Raw genomic sequence first — 16,463 nt, 5'->3', positions numbered from 1 at the left:
GTCCCCCCCTCGCACCATCATCCACGTAGATATCGCTCGCACTGTGCGAAGGTGGCGGAATTGGTAGACGCGCTAGCTTCAGGTGTTAGTGTCCTTAGGATGTGGGGGTTCGAGTCCCCCCCCTCGCACCAACGAGGCGATATCGAAATTAAGAATACTGTGCGAAGGTGGCGGAATTGGTAGACGCGCTAGCTTCAGGTGTTAGTGTCCTTAGGATGTGGGGGTTCGAGTCCCCCCCCTCGCACCAATATTCTTACTCTCTCCTGAATTACCCCATCAGCCTTAAATTCAACGTTATCAGCATAATCCCGCTAACCAACGCCACGCATGACGGCAGCAACACGAAATGACGCAGCTGTCGGTGCCAGATCATCACGGCAGACATCAGCAGTCCCAGGGTTACCAACCCGCGCCAGGCATCCAGCGACAAATCAGCAAATCCAAGAGCAGCAATGACTGCGCCCGGAAGCAGCATGCCCCACCCGCTGCCTAAAGTCCGCTGCAACATCTTTTCACCTCTCATAACGATAATGATAACCAATATCATATGATAGCTTTTATCATTTGTCATGTTAACCAGAGCGGATACTTTATTCTTTACGTTTGCGGTAATGACATACATTCATGAAGGTGATAAATTAAGCGCGAAAGGCTTATATATTAAAACATTTGATTATTTCGCAAAAACCTTATATTGCGCATTGCTTTTTATTGTTCATTTTTTGGCAGCCATCATTTTGAAATTTAACGACTAATAATGATATCCCCCATATGACTGCACAATCCTGGCGAGCTCATTACGAAAAAAAATATCAGTATTCCTTACGGCTTTTTTTAGTCCTTAATTTGATTTCAGCACTCTTGTCCCTGGCCAGCCCGCTCTTTACCGTCGTAAGCTTTACCCTGCCCTGCGCCCTGATTTTTGCCTGCAGCGCCGGTTTATTGTTATGGCACTGGAAATTCGCCCAGCGCAGAATAAATATTTCCTTTATTTCTCTGATATTTGGTCTGCTGTGGGCGTGGCACGTTTGCGAAAAATCATTCATGATGCCGCCGCCGCATTTTAACTTTCTGGTGATCGCCCTGTTAAGCGTCCTGTTTATTGGCGCAATCGCTTTTTCCAATAATATCATTGCCTTTACCCTGCACTCCTTCCCCACTTTTGTCGCCTGCCTAATCCTTGCGGAAGGCGAGCAGTGGCTGCGCATGCTCTACTGCTTCGTGCTGCCCATTGTCGGCATCACGATGCAAAACCTGATTCAGAAACGCAGCGATACCTTTACCCAGGGGCTGATGGATAAGCTGCTGAAGGAGCGTAATACGCTGAACGACCTGAGCATGCTCGACCCGCTTACCGGACTGTACAATCGCCGCGGTTTGCAAAACCGGCTGGATACCCTCCTGGCCCTGGATGGGAATAGCCATCATGTGCTGCTGCTGGATATCGATCACTTTAAAGCCTACAACGATCACTACGGGCACATGATGGGCGACCAGGCGCTGATTCAGGTCTCTGCCGCGATCCGTAACGCCGTGCGTTCACGGGATATTGTGGCCCGTTTTGGCGGGGAGGAATTTATGGTGCTGCTAACCAACAGCACGGCGGAAACCGCTCAGCAGGCAGCAGAACGGATCCGCCAGCGGGTCTACGATCTGAAAATCGCCCACATGTTTAATGAAAGCGTCGCCACCAACGTTACCATCAGCATCGGGTTGACGCCGCTCGTCGACGCCGATATCGACGGCGCCCTGAAGCGAGCCGACAGCGCGCTCTATGAAGCCAAAAACCTGGGCCGTAATATTATTCTCGCCAGCTAAACCCACCTCCGCGCCGCCAGGGAAGCGCCGCGCGGACAAAGATCTTGCCATCCTCTACGCAAGCAACTAGTATCAGAAATCATTATCATTTAGATTTGTATCTGGCGATCTGATGGCTTACCGTTCAATTCCATTCAGCAACGACATTATCTGGCAGGCCCCGTTTCAGCCGGCTGAGCGTGCGCTGGCGGATGCCATACGGGAAAAAATCACCGCCTTGCGCCCGCATCTGCTGGATTTTCTCCGTCTGGATGAAGAGGCCCCGTCCTGTGCGCTGACGCTTGCAGAGTGGTCCTCACCGGTTACCCTGAGCTCCCTGCTGGCCACCTACTCCGATCATATCTATCGCAATCAGCCAACGCTGCCGCGAGAGCAAAAACCGCTGCTCTCGCTGTGGGCGCAATGGTATATCGGCCTGCTGGTGCCGCCGCTGATGCTGGCCGTGTTAAGCGAAGAGCAAACCATCAGCCTGGCGCCGGAGCATTTCCGCGTCGAGTTCCATGAAACCGGCCGCGCGGCCTGCTTTTGGATCGACGTCCACTCCGCCACCGCCGGTAGCGGGCAGTCGCCGCAGTCGCGGATAGAAACGCTGGTCAATGACGCCCTGCAGCCGGTCATTCAGGCGCTGGAAGCGACCGGAGATATCAACGCGAAGCTTATCTGGAGCAATACCGGCTATTTGATTAACTGGTATCTGGGTGAGATGAAGACGCTGCTGGGAGAGGAGCGAGTGGCGGCTCTGCGCCAGCACTGCTTCTTTGAAAAGCAGTTTGCCGATGGGCGGGATAACCCGCTCTGGCGTACGGTCGTTATCCGTGAAGGCGCGCTGGTACGGCGTACCTGCTGCCAGCGCTACCGCCTGCCGGACGTCCAGCAGTGCGGAGACTGTACGCTAAAATAATCCGCTTTTTCACGCGGGCGGCCTTAGCGCCGCCCGCCTGCTTTTATGCCGTTTGCTGGCTCTCTTCCGCCACGCGCTGGGCCTCTTCCGCCTCCTGCTCTAACAGCTGTTTCTCGTATACCTTAAAGAACGGGAAATAGATGATGGCTGAAACGCAGGCCAGAAGAATCACCAGGATCGCCGCGCGGAAATCCCAGCCCAGCGCCCATGCTGCGCCAATCGGCGCCGGCGCAGTCCAGGGGACAACCGAAATAACCCGGCCGATCAGATCCAGCTTCATTGCCGCCCAGGCGAGCACGGCGTTCACCATCGGCGACAGCAGGAACGGAATAAAGAAGACCGGGTTCATGACGATTGGCGTGCCGAAAATAACCGGCTCGTTAATGTTAAACAGGCTCGGTACCACGCTCAGACGGCCAATAGACCGCAGATGAGCCGAGCGGCTGCGCAGATAGCAGATAACCAGCCCCATGGTGGCGCCAGAGCCACCTATCACAATGAAGAACGTCCAGAACGCCTCCATAAAGATGTGCGGTAACGGCGCGCCCTGTGCCAGAGCCTGCTGGTTCATACCCAGGTTGGTCAGCCAGAACATCTGCAGCATACCGGAGACAATTGCCGCCCCGTGGATCCCTGCAAACCACAGCAGATGACCGATCAGCACCGCCAGTAAAATTGCCGGCAATGAATCCGCGGCGGAAACCAGCGGTTTAAAGACGGACATAATGGCCTGCGGGATAAGCATGTCAAACTGATGCTGGATAAACAGGCTGAGCGGATAGAGCGTCAGCACCACCACCAGCACCGGGATCAGCAGGTCAAACGAGTTTTTAATCATCGGTGGAACCTGATCCGGCAGGCGGATCCCGATGTTATGCGCCTTCAGAAAACGCATCATCTCAACGCAATAGATCGCGACCAGGATCGCGGTAAAGATCCCCGTTCCGCCGAGGCTATCCACCGGTAAAGTGCCGCTCGTTTTCGGTGCTGCTACCAGCAGGAATGCCATAATTGACAGCATGCTGCACATAAAGGGATCGAGCTGGTGAGATTTTACGTAATGCTTGCCGAGGTTATAAGAAATCGCCGCGCAGATGTAGATAGACATAATGCCCATCGTCATATCGAACGGCGTCAGAATTCGTCCTTCAAACTCTTTTGCCAAATCCAGCCAGGTGCGCGCGAAGCCCCAGGTGGTATCCGGGGAAAACGGCGGATAGGCAAACACCAGCAGAAATGAGCCGACGATCATAAACGGCATGGCCGAGATGAAGCCGTCACGAATAGCCATCACGTGGCGCTGCGACGAGATTCGCCCGGCGACAGGGCTAATATAATTTTCTACAAAGCGGAATATCAGATTAAACGCAGCATGGTTAGCAGACATAGCAGCCCTCCTGACAGGCTATAGAAACAGGCCCAACAACGATTATCCTGCCGTTGTGATGAAACATGTTCTGTGAGCGAAAAAGCACATTAGCCATTCGCCCAGCTATACTGCTCAAGTCAGTACGATTCATACACGGCTCTTTGTTATAAGTGACGCAGGGAAGTTACCCATTCAGTATTCATCTGAGCGACCGTAACCGCAACCGGTTACAGTAACCGGTTGCGGTGATTGTGAAGAAGATCCAGAAATTGGAAAAATTCTCGATTATCAGCCGGCAATATTTACACTCCGCGAGGCTTATGCCAGATTAAAATGGGCATTAATCAGGAGATCCTAATGAGTCTGCAGTCCGTACGGCAGTTTTTTGCCGAACACGCCCCCGATATCGAAATCATCGAGCTCACGCAAAGCACCGCGACCGTGGCCCTCGCCGCCGCCGCGCATCACGTTGAGCCGGGACAAATCGCCAGGACCCTGTCGTTAAAGGTGAAAGACCGGGTGATTCTCGTCGTCTCTCGCGGCGACGTGCGTCTGGATAATAAAAAGCTGAAGGACGCATTTGGGGCGAAGGCCCGCATGCTGAGCAGCGATGAGGTCGTCACGCTAACCGGGCATCCCGTTGGCGGCGTATGCCCTTTCGGCCTGGAAAACCCACTGACGGTCTATTGCGATATTTCGCTGAAGCTGTATCAGGAAGTCCTGCCCGCGGCCGGCGCCATCCACAGCGCGGTGCGCATTTCTCCTGACCGGATGGCCCAGCTCACCGGCGCGACCTGGGTTGACGTTTGCCTGTAAAAACGGGCGGAGGGTTACCCGAGGCACTCCTCCGCCGCATCCTCGTCAAGGGCCGATAAATGCATCAGGATATCGGCCGCGCTCAGCAGGCCGAGATCTGAGCTGACGCCGAGCTTGGTCATAGCGTTGAACTTATGGGCGCGGATAGTTTTGATATTACGATCCAGCCTGGCCGCTATTTCTGGCAACGAATAGCCGTAGGTCATATAGCGAAGAATATGCTGTTCCGTTGGGCTCAGAATTTGGCTGCCGAGGCCCGGTCCTGGGTTAATCAGCGCCTCGTCCGCCTGCAGCGTCGGGTTAATCAGCTGAATAAGCTGCTCCTGCAAGCGCAGGCGGCAGATCGATTTATTCAGCACGCCGTGCAGCATGGAGGGCGTCAGCTGGCAGACTAAGCGCGCTTCAGCGCTATCATGCGCTAAAACGATGCGCCGTATTTCAGGGCTGGAACAGGCGATTTCATGAAGAAAAAGCAGGCTCTCCATGCGGAAGAGGCGATTGCTGAAAAGTGAAAAAATAACGGCGATAGCTTTTGTCGACTGCAGCGTCCGGCGCAGCGATTGGGTATCTTTAAAAAACCGCACAATATAATTACCCGTCCCCGCGCCGGTTAATATATGGCGCAGCGCCAGCTCGGTCAGCATACATTTTTCTACAACAGCAACATATCGAGGTGAGGTGTTTTGTTCCATTGCTTTTGTTCTCCAAAAGCGGCGTAGATATTCAGCTCCTTCATTCCCTGAGCGCTATTAATCCAGGCGTACATCTGCGCATTGCTGCGCAAAGAGAGGCGGCGCATAGCGCTATTTTTCTGCGCGCTAATCGTTTTATTGCTCTTTTTCAACAGCGCGGCAATTTGGTTAATTCCCCAGCCTTTCGCCAGCAAACGTAAAACCTTACGTTCAGAAAGCGTCAGAAAAATTGCCGTTGGCCAATTGTCTTCACTATTTCCTGACGCGGCGGATAAGAGCGTCTGGCTGATTCTCTCCCGCGTCGTGCCGTCCGCGTGAATAACCTCAATCAGATGTTTTACGGACTCGTGGCTGGAAACGAGGGTGCTTTGCCCACAGACTAATATCTCCATGGCCTGGAGATCGCAGGCATGGCCAACCATATAGACCCAATGAATATCGCTATATTGGGTCATCAATGAGTGATACTCCCCGCACACCTCGCGGAGCTGATGGCTTTCACCTGATAAATCAGCGATAACCAGCCCCGCCTGTCGCAGCTGAAGCAGAGTTAGCTCCTCCGGAGAGCCGCAAACGCCGAAGGCGTATTCGGGAAGGTGCTCCCCGGCAATTGCCTTCAGCCCACGCTGCATAACCGGTATTTTACTGATAATAATGCCGTATTTACCCTGTCCCGGTAACATAAACCCTCCGCTTCCCATCGAAGACTCGCGCCTTTAACAATAAAGATAAATAATTTGGCGGCCGTCATATTACTGTGCCAGATAGATCTTTATTAGTCTGGCGAGGAATTGAGCCTGACCTTGCCAACCATGAACGCTAACACAGGCAATAACGCTCAATAAGTTAGAAAAATTTAAAATCAAAGTTAGGAAAAGTAATTTATTACGGAGCAGAATAACGCTATTTCATTTGATGCTATTTCTGAAGGCCTTTGGCGACACGCCGCTGTAGCGTCGGAAAAAACGAGAGAAGTAGGTTGAGTCGGAAAATCCTAAATAATCAGACAGTTGAGCTATCGTCATCCCGGTATACTGCAGATTACGCCGCGCTTCAAGCATTAGCCGATGGTGCAACACCTCCAGCGCGCTGCTGCCATGAAATTCACGGCACAAATAATTAAGGTGCGTCGCCGATATACCCACCCGTCTGGCGTACTCTGCCAGCGGGAGATGTTCGCGATAGTGGCTCTCAATCAGACGAGAAAAGTGACGCATGGCGCTGCGTTTCCTCTCCGCTCTGTCTGCCGCGACCGGAGCCGGGAGGCAGCGTCGGTTCAGCCACACAAGCAGCGCGCCGAGCAGCGAATGGAGCATCATTTCGCGCGCATCAAGCTCTTCACAGTACTCCTCGCGCAGCGCCGTAAACAGCGCCCGAACGTGGCCTCGGGAGCGCCTGACCGGCACGCACTGCGGCTGGCTAAGCACATCAAGCTGGCGGCCAAACTGGTTTTCAAAACGGCTGAGCAGCGGCAGCGCCAGCGAGAGCACGAATCCCTGGGTGCCCGGTGAAAAGCGAAATCCGTGAACGCACAGCGCCGGTACCACCTGGATGCAGGCTTCCGTCATCACGGTGGTCACGCCCTCAATCTCGATCTCAGCGCTTCCCTTATGGAGATACAGCAGCTGTACCAGCTCGGCGTGCTGATGCATGCGGATATGCCATTCGTACAGGCTGCTGCGCTGCAAAATAGACTCGCAGTGCAGGAGATCCGGCGTCGGCCAGTCTCGTTCTTCCCCATACAGCTTAAACACGGGAACGCTATTCGCTGCCTGCATCGCGACTCCTGCCCTTTTCAACGCTACGCCACGCGCTCCATTGGCAGACCGACATAGTTTTCCGCAATGGTGGTCAGCCCGGCACGTGAGCCGAAATAATAGCGGCGATCGGCCGCCTGCATTTTTTTATCAAACTCGCTCTGCTGCGGGAAATCATGCAGCAGGCGAGTCATAAACCAGCTGAATCGCTCGCCTTTCCACACGCGATCCAGCGCAAAACGCGAGTAGCTGGCCAGCAGGTCGTCACGACCGTGGTGATAGTATTCGCGCAGGATCCGCCACAAATAGTTGACGTCTGAGGCGGCGAGATTCAGCCCTTTCGCCCCGGTTGGCGGCACGATATGCGCCGCATCCCCGACGAGGAAAAGCCTGCCGTACTGCATCGGCTCCACCACGTAGCTGCGCAGCGGCGCGATGCTCTTCTCAAGTGAGTGACCAGTCACTAACCTTGTAGAGAGCTCGTCCGGCAGGCGGTTCTTCAGCTCTTCCCAGAAGCGTTCGTCCGACCACTGCTCCACCTTATCGCTGAGCGGTACCTGTAAATAGTAGCGGCTACGAGTTAGTGAGCGCTGACTACATAGTACAAATCCGCGTTGATGATGGGCATAAATCAGCTCGGGATTCACCGGCGGCGTATCGGCCAGCATCCCCAGCCAGCCAAACGGCCAGACGCTTTCATACTCTTTAAGAAGCTCACGCGGAATGCTTTGCCGCGACACGCCGTGGAAGCCATCGCAGCCGGCGATGAAATCGCAGCTCAGCCGGTGCGTTTCCCCGCCGCTGACGAAGGTGATGGCCGGCCGATCGCTTTTCGCATCGTGAATCACCACGTCGCTGACGCCGTAAACGATCGGCGCCCCGCAATCGGCGCGAGCCGCCATTAAATCCCGGGTCACCTCGGTCTGGCCGTACACCATCACGCTTTTCCCGCCGCTGAGCGCCGTCAGGTCGAGCGGAACGCGCTGCCCCTCAAACAAAAACTCAACCCCGTGATGCACCAGCCCTTCCGCGTCCATCCGCTGCGCCACGCCCGCTTCACGGAGCAGATCGACGGTGCCGCTTTCGAGGATACCAGCCCGGATCCGCCCGAGGACGTATTCAGGCGTCTGCCTTTCGAGGATAAGGGTTCGAATCCCCGCATTATGCAACAGCTGCCCCAGCAGCAGCCCGGAGGGGCCGGCGCCGATTATCGCGACCTGAGTTTTCATAGGGGTATCTCGCTCTCGAATGGTTAATTATTTGTTTGTTTTTTGTTTATTAAAAGTTCTCATGTGCATTTTTGATAAGTCAGGTAGGAAAAAGAAGGCAATAACGGCGGCAAAAACTGCACTTTTCAACAGTTTTAGCAAAGTGTGGTGCGGTTCAAAATTTATCCATGCCGCCGGGAGCCGGCTTTTTGCACATTGTTTGATCCCGACCCCCTCAGGAAAAACGAGAGTTCAGGTTAAAGTAGCGACGGACACTACGGCATCGGGCGTTACTGACGGCAGGTATTTATGCAAGCAGATCGGACAGTTCAGCGCACAATTACGCGATTGTGCATTCAGTGTGGTCTTTTCTTACTGCAACACGGGGCGGAGAGCGCGCTGGTTGAGGAGCTTTCTACTCGCCTGGGGCGGGCGTTAGGCATGGACAGCGTCGAGAGCGCCATTTCATCGAATGCGATTGTCCTCACCACCATCAAAGACGGCGAATGCCTGACTTCGACGCGCAAGAATATCGATCGCGGTATTAATATGCACGTGGTGACCGAAGTGCAGCATATTGTGATCCTTGCCGAACATAAGCTGCTGGATTATAAAGATGTGGAAAAGCGCTTCACCCAGATAAAACCGCTGCGCTACCCGCGCTGGCTGCTGGTGCTGATGGTCGGACTCTCCTGCGCGTGCTTCTGCAAATTAAACAACGGCGGCTGGGACGGGGCGCTGGTCACCTTCTGCGCCAGCACTATCGCCATGTATATTCGCCAGCTGCTGACCCACCGCTCGATGCATCCGCAGATTAACTTTTGCATTACCGCCTTTGTGGCCACCACTATCTCCGGGCTGATGCTACGCTTGCCGACGTTTGCCAGCACGCCCACCGTGGCGATGGCCGCCAGCGTGCTGCTGCTGGTGCCCGGCTTTCCGCTGATCAACGCCGTGGCGGATATGTTCAAAGGGCATATCAACACCGGCCTTGCGCGCTGGGCGCTCGCCAGCCTGCTGACCCTTGCTACCTGCATTGGCGTAGTGATGGCGATGACCATGTGGGGGCTGCGCGGATGGGCATAATCACATATCTGTTTGCGCTGGCACAGGACATGGCGCTGGCGGCCATCCCTGCCGTTGGCTTTGCGATGGTCTTTAACGTCCCGCAGCGGGCGCTGCGCTGGTGCGCGCTGCTGGGCGCCATTGGTCACGGTTCACGAATGGTGATGATGACGGCGGGCTTTAACATCGAGTGGGCCACCTTCCTTGCCGCCCTGCTGATTGGCTGTATCGGCATTCAGTGGTCGCGCTGGTACCTGGCCCACCCGAAGATCTTTACCGTTGCCGCGGTGATCCCGATGTTCCCCGGCATATCCGCCTATACGGCGATGATCTCGGCGGTCAAAATCAGTCATTTTGGTTATTCTGAAGAGATGATGATTATGCTGTTAAGCAACTTTTTAAAGGCATCGTCGATCGTGGGTGCGCTCTCTATCGGCCTTTCTATTCCTGGCCTGTGGCTGTACCGCAAGCGTCCGCGGGTATAGCAAGCCGCGCCGCCGGGATGGGTCAGCCGCTCCATCCCGGCCGGGCGCTGTGCTACTATGTGTGCTATTCCCCCTCTCTATCGTTGTTCAGAGTTGAGATAGTGTTATGTCTTCGCGAATTTTAACTACCGATTTTAGCGGCCTGGATGATTTCATTCAGGATCCTGCGGCCATTCTCGCAAAATCGGCCGGCGGTGCCGTTGCCGTTTTTGCCAACAATACTCCCGCCTTCTACGCGCTGACTCCGGAACGCCTGGCCCAGCTGCTTGAACTGGAGAGTAAGCTGGCACGCCCCGGCAGCGATATCGCGCTTGATACGCAGTTCTTTGACGAGCCGACCGCCGCGCCGGCCGCGATCCCTATGGGGAAATTCGCCATGTACGCCGACTGGCAGCCGGACGCCGATTTTCAGCGCCTCGCGGCGCTGTGGGGGATCGCCCTCAGCCAGCCGGTGACGCCGGAAGAGCTGGCGGCATTCGTTGCCTACTGGCAGGCGGAAGGCAAAGTCTTTCATCACGTGCAGTGGCAGCAGAAGCTGGCGCGCAGCGTGCAAATCGGTCGCGCCGGCAACGGCGGCCAGCCGCGTCGTGATGTGAATACGGTCAGCGAGCCGGATAACCATATTCCACGAGGGTTCCGCGGATGAGCATGAAAAACGTTGGCGAGCTGATGAAGCGCCTGCAAAAAATGATGCCTGCGCATATCGAACCGGCGTTTAAAACCGGCGAAGAGCTGCTGGCGTGGCAGAAAGAGCAGGGCAAGCTGCGTTCTGAAGCCCTCGAGCGGGAGAACCGGGCGATGAAAATGCAGCGGACCTTTAACCGCTCCGGCATCCGCCCGCTGCACCAGAACTGCTCGTTTGAGAACTACCGGGTTGAGTGCGAAGGCCAGATGAACGCGCTCTCCAGAGCGCGCCAGTACGTTGAAGAGTTCGACGACAACATCGCCAGCTTTATCTTTTCCGGCAAGCCCGGCACCGGTAAAAACCACCTTGCGGCCGCCATTTGCAATGAGCTGCTGCTGCGCGGCAAATCGGTGCTGATCATTACCGTTGCCGACATCATGTCGGCAATGAAGGACACCTTCGGCAACCGGGAGATCAGCGAAGAGCAGCTGCTGAACGATCTCAGCCGGGTCGATCTGCTGGTGATCGATGAGATCGGCATGCAAACCGAATCGCGCTATGAAAAGGTGATCATCAATCAGATCGTCGATCGCCGCTCCTCATCAAAACGCCCGACCGGGATGTTAACCAACAGCAATATGGACGAGATGAACAAGCTGCTCGGCGAGCGCGTGATGGACCGCATGCGCCTCGGCAACAGCCTGTGGGTGATTTTCAACTGGGATAGCTATCGTCACCGGGTCACCGGCAAAGAGTATTAAGACATTTCCGATCTCAGGCGGGGTTATACTGCGGAAATACTTCAGTAACCACGATGAGTAAACTTATGAAATCTGCACAATCCCTGTTCCGCACTCTGATGATTGCCGGCGCTTTTTTTGCAGTCGGTGCACAGGCGGCCTCCTGGCAGGACTCTCTCTCCAGCGCCGCCAGCGAGCTCAGCAGCCAAAGCGGCTCGCAGCAAAGCGGCGCGCTGTCGCTCTCCTCGCTGACCGGCCTGCTGAACGGCGGGAGCCAGTCGCTGAGCTCCAGCAGCATGAACAATGCCGCCGGCATTATGTCGTACTGCGCGAAGCAGAAGCTCTCCTCGGTGACTAATACCGAAAACATCAAAAACCAGGTGCTGGATAAGCTCGGCCTCGGCACCGCGGAAAAGCAGAAAGAGGATACCGGCTACCTTGAAGGTTTACAGGGCCTGCTGAACAGCAACAACGGCCAGCAGCTGAACCTGAGCACCCTCGGCAGCAGCCCGCTGGCGGAAAAAGTGAAAACCAAAGCCTGCGATCTGGTTCTCAAGCAGGGCGCGAAATTCCTCTCCTGATCCCTTCCCCGATGCCGCGTTTGGCGCCTTAGCGTAGCCAACGCGGCCGCAACACCTTTTTTGAACATTGACGGCCTCATTTTCCCCCGCCGGGAAGGATGAGACGTGGCTCAAAAATACCGACTTATAAACCAATTCTGAACCACAGCACACTTTCATGACTCTACAATTGCAGCAATATGGCGCTGCCATTACAGTATATCGTGGAAAGTGATCTATTCGGCTAGCTGTCAGCTGGCGCTAATGAGGGTAAGCTGTGTCAGAGTTGTTATCCATCGCCCTGTTTCTCACCTCGGTGGTGATTTATGCCTTGAAGGCCGGTCGCAATACCTGGTGGTTTGCCGCTACGCTAACGGTACTGGGCCTGTTTGTGGTCCTCAACATCACCCTCTACGCCAGCGATTATTTCACCGGCGACGGCATTAATGACGCGGTGCTTTATACCCTGACCAACAGCCTGACCGGCGCGGGCGTCGGCAAATATATCCTTCCCGGCGCCGGGATTGTCGTGGCGCTGGTGAGCGTTTTCAGCGCCCTGGGCTGGATACTCCGTCGACGCCGTCATCATCCTCACCACTTCGGCTATAGCCTGCTGGCGCTGGTTCTCGCGCTGGCCTCCGTTGACGCCAGCCCGGCGTTCCGCCAGATTAGCGAGCTGGTGAAATCCCAGTCCCGCGACGGCGATCCGGATTTTGTCGCCTACTATAAAGAGCCGTCGAAAAGCATCGCCAACCCCCAGCTCAATCTGGTCTATATCTACGGCGAAAGCCTTGAGCGCACCTATTTTGATAACGACGCGTTTCCCGACCTGACGCCCGAGCTCGGCAAACTGAAAAGCGAAGGCCTCGATTTCAGCAACACCGTGCAGCTGCCGGGTACCGACTACACTATCGCCGGGATGGTCGCCTCGCAGTGCGGCATCCCGCTGTTTGCGCCGTTTGAAGGCAACGCCTCGGCCTCGGTCTCCAGCTTCTTCCCGCAGAATATCTGCCTCGGCGACATTCTGAAAAACTCCGGCTACGAAAACTATTTTGTGCAGGGCGCCAACCTGCGCTTCGCCGGAAAAGACGTGTTCCTGAAGTCCCACGGCTTCGATCATCTGTACGGCGCTGAAGAGCTGAAAACCACCGTTGCCGACCCCGCCTACCGCAACGACTGGGGCTTCTACGACGATACCGTGCTGGATGAAACCTGGAAAAAATTCGAGCAGCTTTCGCAGTCCGGTAAGCGCTTCTCGCTCTTTGCGCTGACGGTGGATACCCACCATCCTGACGGCTTTATTTCCCGCACCTGCCAGCGAAAAAGCTATGAAATGGGCGGTAAAAAGAACCTCTCCTTTAGCGCGGTAAGCTGCAGCCAGGAGCATATCGCCGCGCTTATCGAGAAGATCAAAGCCTCGCCCTATTTCAAAAACACGGTGATCGTGGTCTCTTCCGATCACCTGGCGATGAAAAACACCGCCTGGGAATACCTGAACAAGCAGGATCGCAGCAACCTGTTCTTCGTGCTGCGCGGCGACCAGCCGCAGCAGGATACGCTGGCGGTGAAGCGTAATACCATGGACAACGGCGCCACGGTGCTGGATATCCTCGGCGGCGATAACTACATCGGCCTTGGCCGCAGCAGCCTCTCCGGACAGTCGCTTTCCGGCATCTTCCTCAATATGAAAGAGAAGGTGCTGGCCTGGAAGCCGGACGTCATCCGCCTGTGGAACTTCCCGAAAGAGATGAAAAACTTCACCGTCGACGCACAGAAGAGCATGGTCTCCTTCTCCGGCAGCCACTTCCGCCTGCCGCTGCTGCTGCGGGTCTCCGATAAACGCGTCGAGCCGCTGCCGGAGAGCGAATACTCCGCGCCGCTGCGCTATCAGCTGGCCGATTTTGCCCCGCGCGATAACTTTGTCTGGATTGACCGCTGCTACAAGATGGGCCAGCTGTGGTCCAGCAAGCTGGCGCTCTCTACCGACTGGTGCGTATCGCAGGGCCAGCTCGGCGGCGAGCAGACCGTCCAGCGCGTCGATAAGGCCCAGTGGCAGGGGAAAACGGCGTTTAAAGATACCCTTATCGATATGGAGCGCTACAAAGGCAACGTCGATACGCTGAAAATTGTCGATAACGATATTCGCTATAAGGCCGATAGCTTCGTGTTTAACGTCGCCGGCGCGCCGGAAGAGGTGAGGCAGTTTAGCGGCATCTCCCGGCCGGAATCCTGGGGCCGCTGGTCCAACGCGCAGCTGGGTAGCGAAGTCAAAATCGAGTTTAAGAACCCGCTGCCGGAGAAATTCGATCTGGTGATCACCGCCAAGGCCTACGGGCCCAACGCCAATAAGCCAATACCGGTTCGCGTCGGGGATAGTGAACAAACGCTGACGCTGGCCAACGACGTCTCCACCACCACGCTGCATTTCGACAACCCGTCGCGCAGCGATACGCTGATCATCGTCCCGCCGGACCCGCAGTCCACCAACGAAGGCAATATTCTCGGCCACGCGCCGCGCCAGCTGGGCATCGGCATGGTGGATATAAAAATCGTCAAGCGCGAAGGCTAAGCCCGCCCGTCCGGCTCTCTGCGGGCCGGACGGCGCGGCGTACAACCGCCGGCGCCCCCATCTTAATTACCGCCCGGCAGAATCCTCGCCGGGGAACTCCACGCTCATCTCATACTGCTGCAGCGCCATGGCCGCATATCCCGCCGCGCTAAACAGCGGCGTAAACGACTGCGGAACGCTGACCAGGGTGCCAAGCCCGGGGAACTGCCGGGCAAGGGCGATAAGCAGCTCGCGCGCCAGCCCGCGGCCGCGGGCGGCAGGTTCGACCCACAGCAGCTGGAGCTGCGGCTTAGCGGTGAGCGTCGCCAGCACCGCAAACGCCTGCTGATTAAGCGTCAACGCGCGGCACGGCAGCGTATTGAAGGTCATCGGGTCCATCAGCCACGGCAGCCGACCGTTGATTTCCGCCCCCGCCCTGCGCGTCAGCGCCAGCACATCGTACGGCTGCAGCGCCGGCCCGCCCTCACCCTCCGGCTGCACGCTCAGATAGCCGCAAAGCCCGTGACGAACGCGAAAGCCCAGCGACTGATACAGCGCAACCGCGGCGTGATTCTCGCGAATCGCCTCCAGCCACATCCGGCGCACGCCCTGGGCCTGTAATGAGGCCATCAGCGACGTCATCAGCGCGCGGCCGGTTCCTTTTCCCCGCCAGGCCGGCCGCACGGCAAAGGCCGCCAGCCTGGCCGCATCGCCGCGACGGGTGATAATGGCGATTGCCGCCGGCGTATCCCCCGCCAGCCAGACGCAGGAATCCAGCAGGCTCAGCCCTTCAGCGCTGAAGCGCTGCACAAATACCTCGACCGACAGCGAAACGGGCACCAGATAATCTTCGAAGCAGTCGCTGAGGATCGTCGTCAGCTGTTCGCTGCTAAAACAGGTAGCGGGAACGGCGGTCAACTCCATACGTTTCTCCCAAAGGTGCTATGCTGAGGCAATGAAAACTAACACTATAACTGCCGAAGTGACATTGCGCCTGACCGGGGAGAGCGATATTCCCCGGCTGCCCGCTATCGAGCGATCGGCGGCGCAGGCTTTTCGTCAGATCCCCGCTCTCGCCTGGCTGGCAGATAGCGCGGTCATCAGCGCCCGGGAGCATTATCAGTATCTCGAAACGGACCACAGCCAGCTGGCCATCGGCGGCGGCGAGCCCGTTGGCTTTCTGCTGAGCGAGCCGCTCGATGATGCGCTGTTTATCGTGGAGATCGCCGTCCATCAGCAGTGGCAGGGTCGCGGCATTGGCCGGATGATGCTGACGCGGGTCGCCGACACCGCCCGCGCCATGGGCTATCCGGCGCTGACGCTGACCACCTTCCGCGAGGTCCCGTGGAACGCCCCGTTCTACACCCGCCTGGGATTCTGCATGCTCGATGAGCAGCACCTGCCGTCCGGGCTGGCGGCCAAAAGGGAGCGGGAAACGGATCACGGCCTGCTGCCGGAAACCCGCTGCACCATGCGCCTGGCGCTGTAGCCCACATTGCCGCTCCGGCGCTGCTTTTTCCGCCCTGAATATGGTACAAAGTATCATTACACATTTAGCGACTGATACCCGTATGGCCTACTCGATCGATATCATCTCCTGCATCACCGATCGCTTTCTCGAGCTGACCGTGACCGAAAAGCGGATTGCCCAGTTTATTCTCGACGACGTCGCCGCCGCGGCCGAGCTGCCGATTGCCGAAATTGCCCGCCTGACCAGCACCAGCCAGGCCTCCGTCACCCGCTTTGCGCGGGCGCTGGGGTGCAAGGACGTCCGCGAGCTGAAAATGAAGCTCGCGCAGTCGCTTGCGGTCGGGCAGCGCTTTATTCTGGATGTCCCGGACCTTGAGGGCGTACAGGGGATCTACGAGTCAATTATTGG

General features: G+C 56.6%; 18 protein-coding genes and 2 tRNA genes. 13 read left to right on the top strand and 7 right to left on the bottom strand.

Features of this window, described 5'->3' with window-relative positions; genetic code table 11:
- The first annotated feature begins 45 nt into the window (after window positions 1-45).
- Both PFH44_RS17105 and PFH44_RS17100 read left to right on the top strand, forming a co-directional pair.
- A tRNA-Leu gene (locus PFH44_RS17105) sits at window positions 46-131 on the top strand.
- Between the two features lie 30 nt (window positions 132-161).
- Window positions 162-247, top strand: a tRNA-Leu gene (locus tag PFH44_RS17100).
- Between the two features lie 21 nt (window positions 248-268).
- Here PFH44_RS17100 and PFH44_RS17095 read toward each other — a convergent pair.
- Complete coding sequence (locus PFH44_RS17095) at window positions 269-508, bottom strand: DUF1435 domain-containing protein (RefSeq protein WP_283825622.1); 240 nt, start codon at window positions 506-508, stop codon at window positions 269-271.
- 263 nt (window positions 509-771) lie between these two features.
- Here PFH44_RS17095 and PFH44_RS17090 point away from each other — a divergent pair, with 263 nt between their 5' ends.
- Together PFH44_RS17090 and fhuF are read left to right on the top strand one after the other, a co-directional pair.
- Window positions 772-1,818: a GGDEF domain-containing protein gene (locus tag PFH44_RS17090; protein ID WP_283825621.1), complete on the top strand. Its 1,047-nt coding sequence runs from the start codon at window positions 772-774 to the stop codon at window positions 1,816-1,818.
- A gap of 112 nt (window positions 1,819-1,930) precedes the next feature.
- Window positions 1,931-2,719 carry a siderophore-iron reductase FhuF gene (fhuF, locus tag PFH44_RS17085; RefSeq protein WP_045860098.1) on the top strand — a complete coding sequence of 263 codons (789 nt, stop codon included), beginning with the start codon at window positions 1,931-1,933 and terminating at the stop codon, window positions 2,717-2,719.
- A gap of 43 nt (window positions 2,720-2,762) precedes the next feature.
- Here fhuF and PFH44_RS17080 read toward each other — a convergent pair whose 3' ends face one another.
- Window positions 2,763-4,106, bottom strand: a complete 1,344-nt coding sequence (locus tag PFH44_RS17080) for a PTS sugar transporter subunit IIC (RefSeq protein WP_045860100.1) — start codon at window positions 4,104-4,106, stop codon at window positions 2,763-2,765.
- A 339-nt stretch (window positions 4,107-4,445) separates the two neighbouring features.
- Here PFH44_RS17080 and PFH44_RS17075 point away from each other — a divergent pair, with 339 nt between their 5' ends.
- Window positions 4,446-4,904 carry a YbaK/EbsC family protein gene (locus PFH44_RS17075; RefSeq protein WP_283825620.1) on the top strand — a complete coding sequence of 153 codons (459 nt, stop codon included), beginning with the start codon at window positions 4,446-4,448 and terminating at the stop codon, window positions 4,902-4,904.
- Window positions 4,905-4,918: 14 nt separating this feature from the next.
- Here PFH44_RS17075 and bglJ read toward each other — a convergent pair whose 3' ends face one another.
- The 4 genes from bglJ to pobA form a co-directional block, all read right to left on the bottom strand.
- On the bottom strand, window positions 4,919-5,596 hold the full coding sequence (gene bglJ / locus PFH44_RS17070) for a DNA-binding transcriptional activator BglJ (protein ID WP_283825619.1): 678 nt from the start codon (window positions 5,594-5,596) through the stop codon (window positions 4,919-4,921).
- Entirely contained in the window at window positions 5,557-6,279 is a 723-nt protein-coding gene (locus tag PFH44_RS17065) for a helix-turn-helix domain-containing protein (protein ID WP_283825618.1), read from the bottom strand. Before PFH44_RS17065 ends, bglJ begins: the two co-directional genes overlap by 40 nt.
- A gap of 225 nt (window positions 6,280-6,504) precedes the next feature.
- Window positions 6,505-7,374, bottom strand: a complete 870-nt coding sequence (locus PFH44_RS17060) for a helix-turn-helix domain-containing protein (protein ID WP_283825617.1) — start codon at window positions 7,372-7,374, stop codon at window positions 6,505-6,507.
- A 23-nt stretch (window positions 7,375-7,397) separates the two neighbouring features.
- A complete protein-coding gene (pobA, locus tag PFH44_RS17055) occupies window positions 7,398-8,582 on the bottom strand; it encodes a 4-hydroxybenzoate 3-monooxygenase (protein ID WP_045860108.1) in 1,185 nt (394 codons plus the stop codon).
- Between the two features lie 288 nt (window positions 8,583-8,870).
- Here pobA and PFH44_RS17050 point away from each other — a divergent pair, with 288 nt between their 5' ends.
- The 6 genes from PFH44_RS17050 to opgB all read left to right on the top strand — a co-directional run bounded on the left by PFH44_RS17050 (window position 8,871) and on the right by opgB (window position 14,605).
- On the top strand, window positions 8,871-9,647 hold the full coding sequence (locus tag PFH44_RS17050; protein ID WP_045860110.1) for a threonine/serine exporter family protein: 777 nt from the start codon (window positions 8,871-8,873) through the stop codon (window positions 9,645-9,647).
- A complete protein-coding gene (locus PFH44_RS17045; protein WP_041143930.1) occupies window positions 9,638-10,111 on the top strand; it encodes a threonine/serine exporter in 474 nt (157 codons plus the stop codon). Before PFH44_RS17050 ends, PFH44_RS17045 begins: the two co-directional genes overlap by 10 nt.
- A gap of 106 nt (window positions 10,112-10,217) precedes the next feature.
- Window positions 10,218-10,757 (top strand): primosomal protein DnaT, encoded by a 540-nt coding sequence (dnaT, locus tag PFH44_RS17040; protein ID WP_041143929.1) that lies wholly within the window; start codon window positions 10,218-10,220, stop codon window positions 10,755-10,757.
- Between the two features lie 2 nt (window positions 10,758-10,759).
- Complete coding sequence (gene dnaC, locus PFH44_RS17035; RefSeq protein WP_045860325.1) at window positions 10,760-11,497, top strand: DNA replication protein DnaC; 738 nt, start codon at window positions 10,760-10,762, stop codon at window positions 11,495-11,497.
- A gap of 65 nt (window positions 11,498-11,562) precedes the next feature.
- Window positions 11,563-12,057 carry a YjjA family protein gene (locus tag PFH44_RS17030; RefSeq protein WP_045860326.1) on the top strand — a complete coding sequence of 165 codons (495 nt, stop codon included), beginning with the start codon at window positions 11,563-11,565 and terminating at the stop codon, window positions 12,055-12,057.
- 256 nt (window positions 12,058-12,313) lie between these two features.
- Window positions 12,314-14,605 (top strand): phosphatidylglycerol--membrane-oligosaccharide glycerophosphotransferase, encoded by a 2,292-nt coding sequence (opgB, locus tag PFH44_RS17025; RefSeq protein WP_283825616.1) that lies wholly within the window; start codon window positions 12,314-12,316, stop codon window positions 14,603-14,605.
- A gap of 66 nt (window positions 14,606-14,671) precedes the next feature.
- Here the strand turns inward: opgB and PFH44_RS17020 are convergent, their stop codons facing one another.
- Window positions 14,672-15,508, bottom strand: coding sequence for a GNAT family N-acetyltransferase (locus PFH44_RS17020; protein WP_283825615.1), 837 nt, complete (start codon window positions 15,506-15,508; stop codon window positions 14,672-14,674).
- 31 nt (window positions 15,509-15,539) lie between these two features.
- On the opposite strand from PFH44_RS17020, the gene PFH44_RS17015 reads away from it, so the two are divergent.
- Together PFH44_RS17015 and PFH44_RS17010 are read left to right on the top strand one after the other, a co-directional pair.
- Window positions 15,540-16,073, top strand: a complete 534-nt coding sequence (locus PFH44_RS17015; protein WP_283825614.1) for a GNAT family N-acetyltransferase — start codon at window positions 15,540-15,542, stop codon at window positions 16,071-16,073.
- Between the two features lie 82 nt (window positions 16,074-16,155).
- Window positions 16,156-16,463, top strand: a 308-nt coding sequence (locus PFH44_RS17010) for a MurR/RpiR family transcriptional regulator (RefSeq protein WP_367575706.1), incomplete at its 3' end; no start/stop codon positions are given.

Origin of the sequence: Klebsiella sp. Ech2A, from assembly GCF_030078455.1 — a bacterium.
Lineage (GTDB): Bacteria > Pseudomonadota > Gammaproteobacteria > Enterobacterales > Enterobacteriaceae > Klebsiella > Klebsiella terrigena.
The sequence above is the reverse complement of the archived record's forward strand: the minus strand, read 5'-3'. Positions and strand labels throughout refer to the sequence as shown.

Bases quoted from the DNA above. Each gene is read 5' to 3' on its own strand.
- PFH44_RS17095 (WP_283825622.1), bottom strand. From the start codon at position 508: ATGTTGCAGCGGACTTTAGGCAGCGGGTGGGGCATGCTGCTTCCGGGC.
- PFH44_RS17030 (WP_045860326.1), top strand. From the start codon at position 11,563: ATGAAATCTGCACAATCCCTGTTCCGCACTCTGATGATTGCCGGCGCT.
- PFH44_RS17075 (WP_283825620.1), top strand. From the start codon at position 4,446: ATGAGTCTGCAGTCCGTACGGCAGTTTTTTGCCGAACACGCCCCCGAT.
- PFH44_RS17060 (WP_283825617.1), bottom strand. From the start codon at position 7,374: ATGCAGGCAGCGAATAGCGTTCCCGTGTTTAAGCTGTATGGGGAAGAA.
- dnaC (WP_045860325.1), top strand. From the start codon at position 10,760: ATGAAAAACGTTGGCGAGCTGATGAAGCGCCTGCAAAAAATGATGCCT.
- PFH44_RS17015 (WP_283825614.1), top strand. From the start codon at position 15,540: ATGAAAACTAACACTATAACTGCCGAAGTGACATTGCGCCTGACCGGG.
- pobA (WP_045860108.1), bottom strand. From the start codon at position 8,582: ATGAAAACTCAGGTCGCGATAATCGGCGCCGGCCCCTCCGGGCTGCTG.
- PFH44_RS17065 (WP_283825618.1), bottom strand. From the start codon at position 6,279: ATGTTACCGGGACAGGGTAAATACGGCATTATTATCAGTAAAATACCG.
- PFH44_RS17080 (WP_045860100.1), bottom strand. From the start codon at position 4,106: ATGTCTGCTAACCATGCTGCGTTTAATCTGATATTCCGCTTTGTAGAA.
- bglJ (WP_283825619.1), bottom strand. From the start codon at position 5,596: ATGGAACAAAACACCTCACCTCGATATGTTGCTGTTGTAGAAAAATGT.
- PFH44_RS17045 (WP_041143930.1), top strand. From the start codon at position 9,638: ATGGGCATAATCACATATCTGTTTGCGCTGGCACAGGACATGGCGCTG.
- PFH44_RS17090 (WP_283825621.1), top strand. From the start codon at position 772: ATGACTGCACAATCCTGGCGAGCTCATTACGAAAAAAAATATCAGTAT.
- dnaT (WP_041143929.1), top strand. From the start codon at position 10,218: ATGTCTTCGCGAATTTTAACTACCGATTTTAGCGGCCTGGATGATTTC.
- PFH44_RS17020 (WP_283825615.1), bottom strand. From the start codon at position 15,508: ATGGAGTTGACCGCCGTTCCCGCTACCTGTTTTAGCAGCGAACAGCTG.
- PFH44_RS17050 (WP_045860110.1), top strand. From the start codon at position 8,871: ATGCAAGCAGATCGGACAGTTCAGCGCACAATTACGCGATTGTGCATT.
- fhuF (WP_045860098.1), top strand. From the start codon at position 1,931: ATGGCTTACCGTTCAATTCCATTCAGCAACGACATTATCTGGCAGGCC.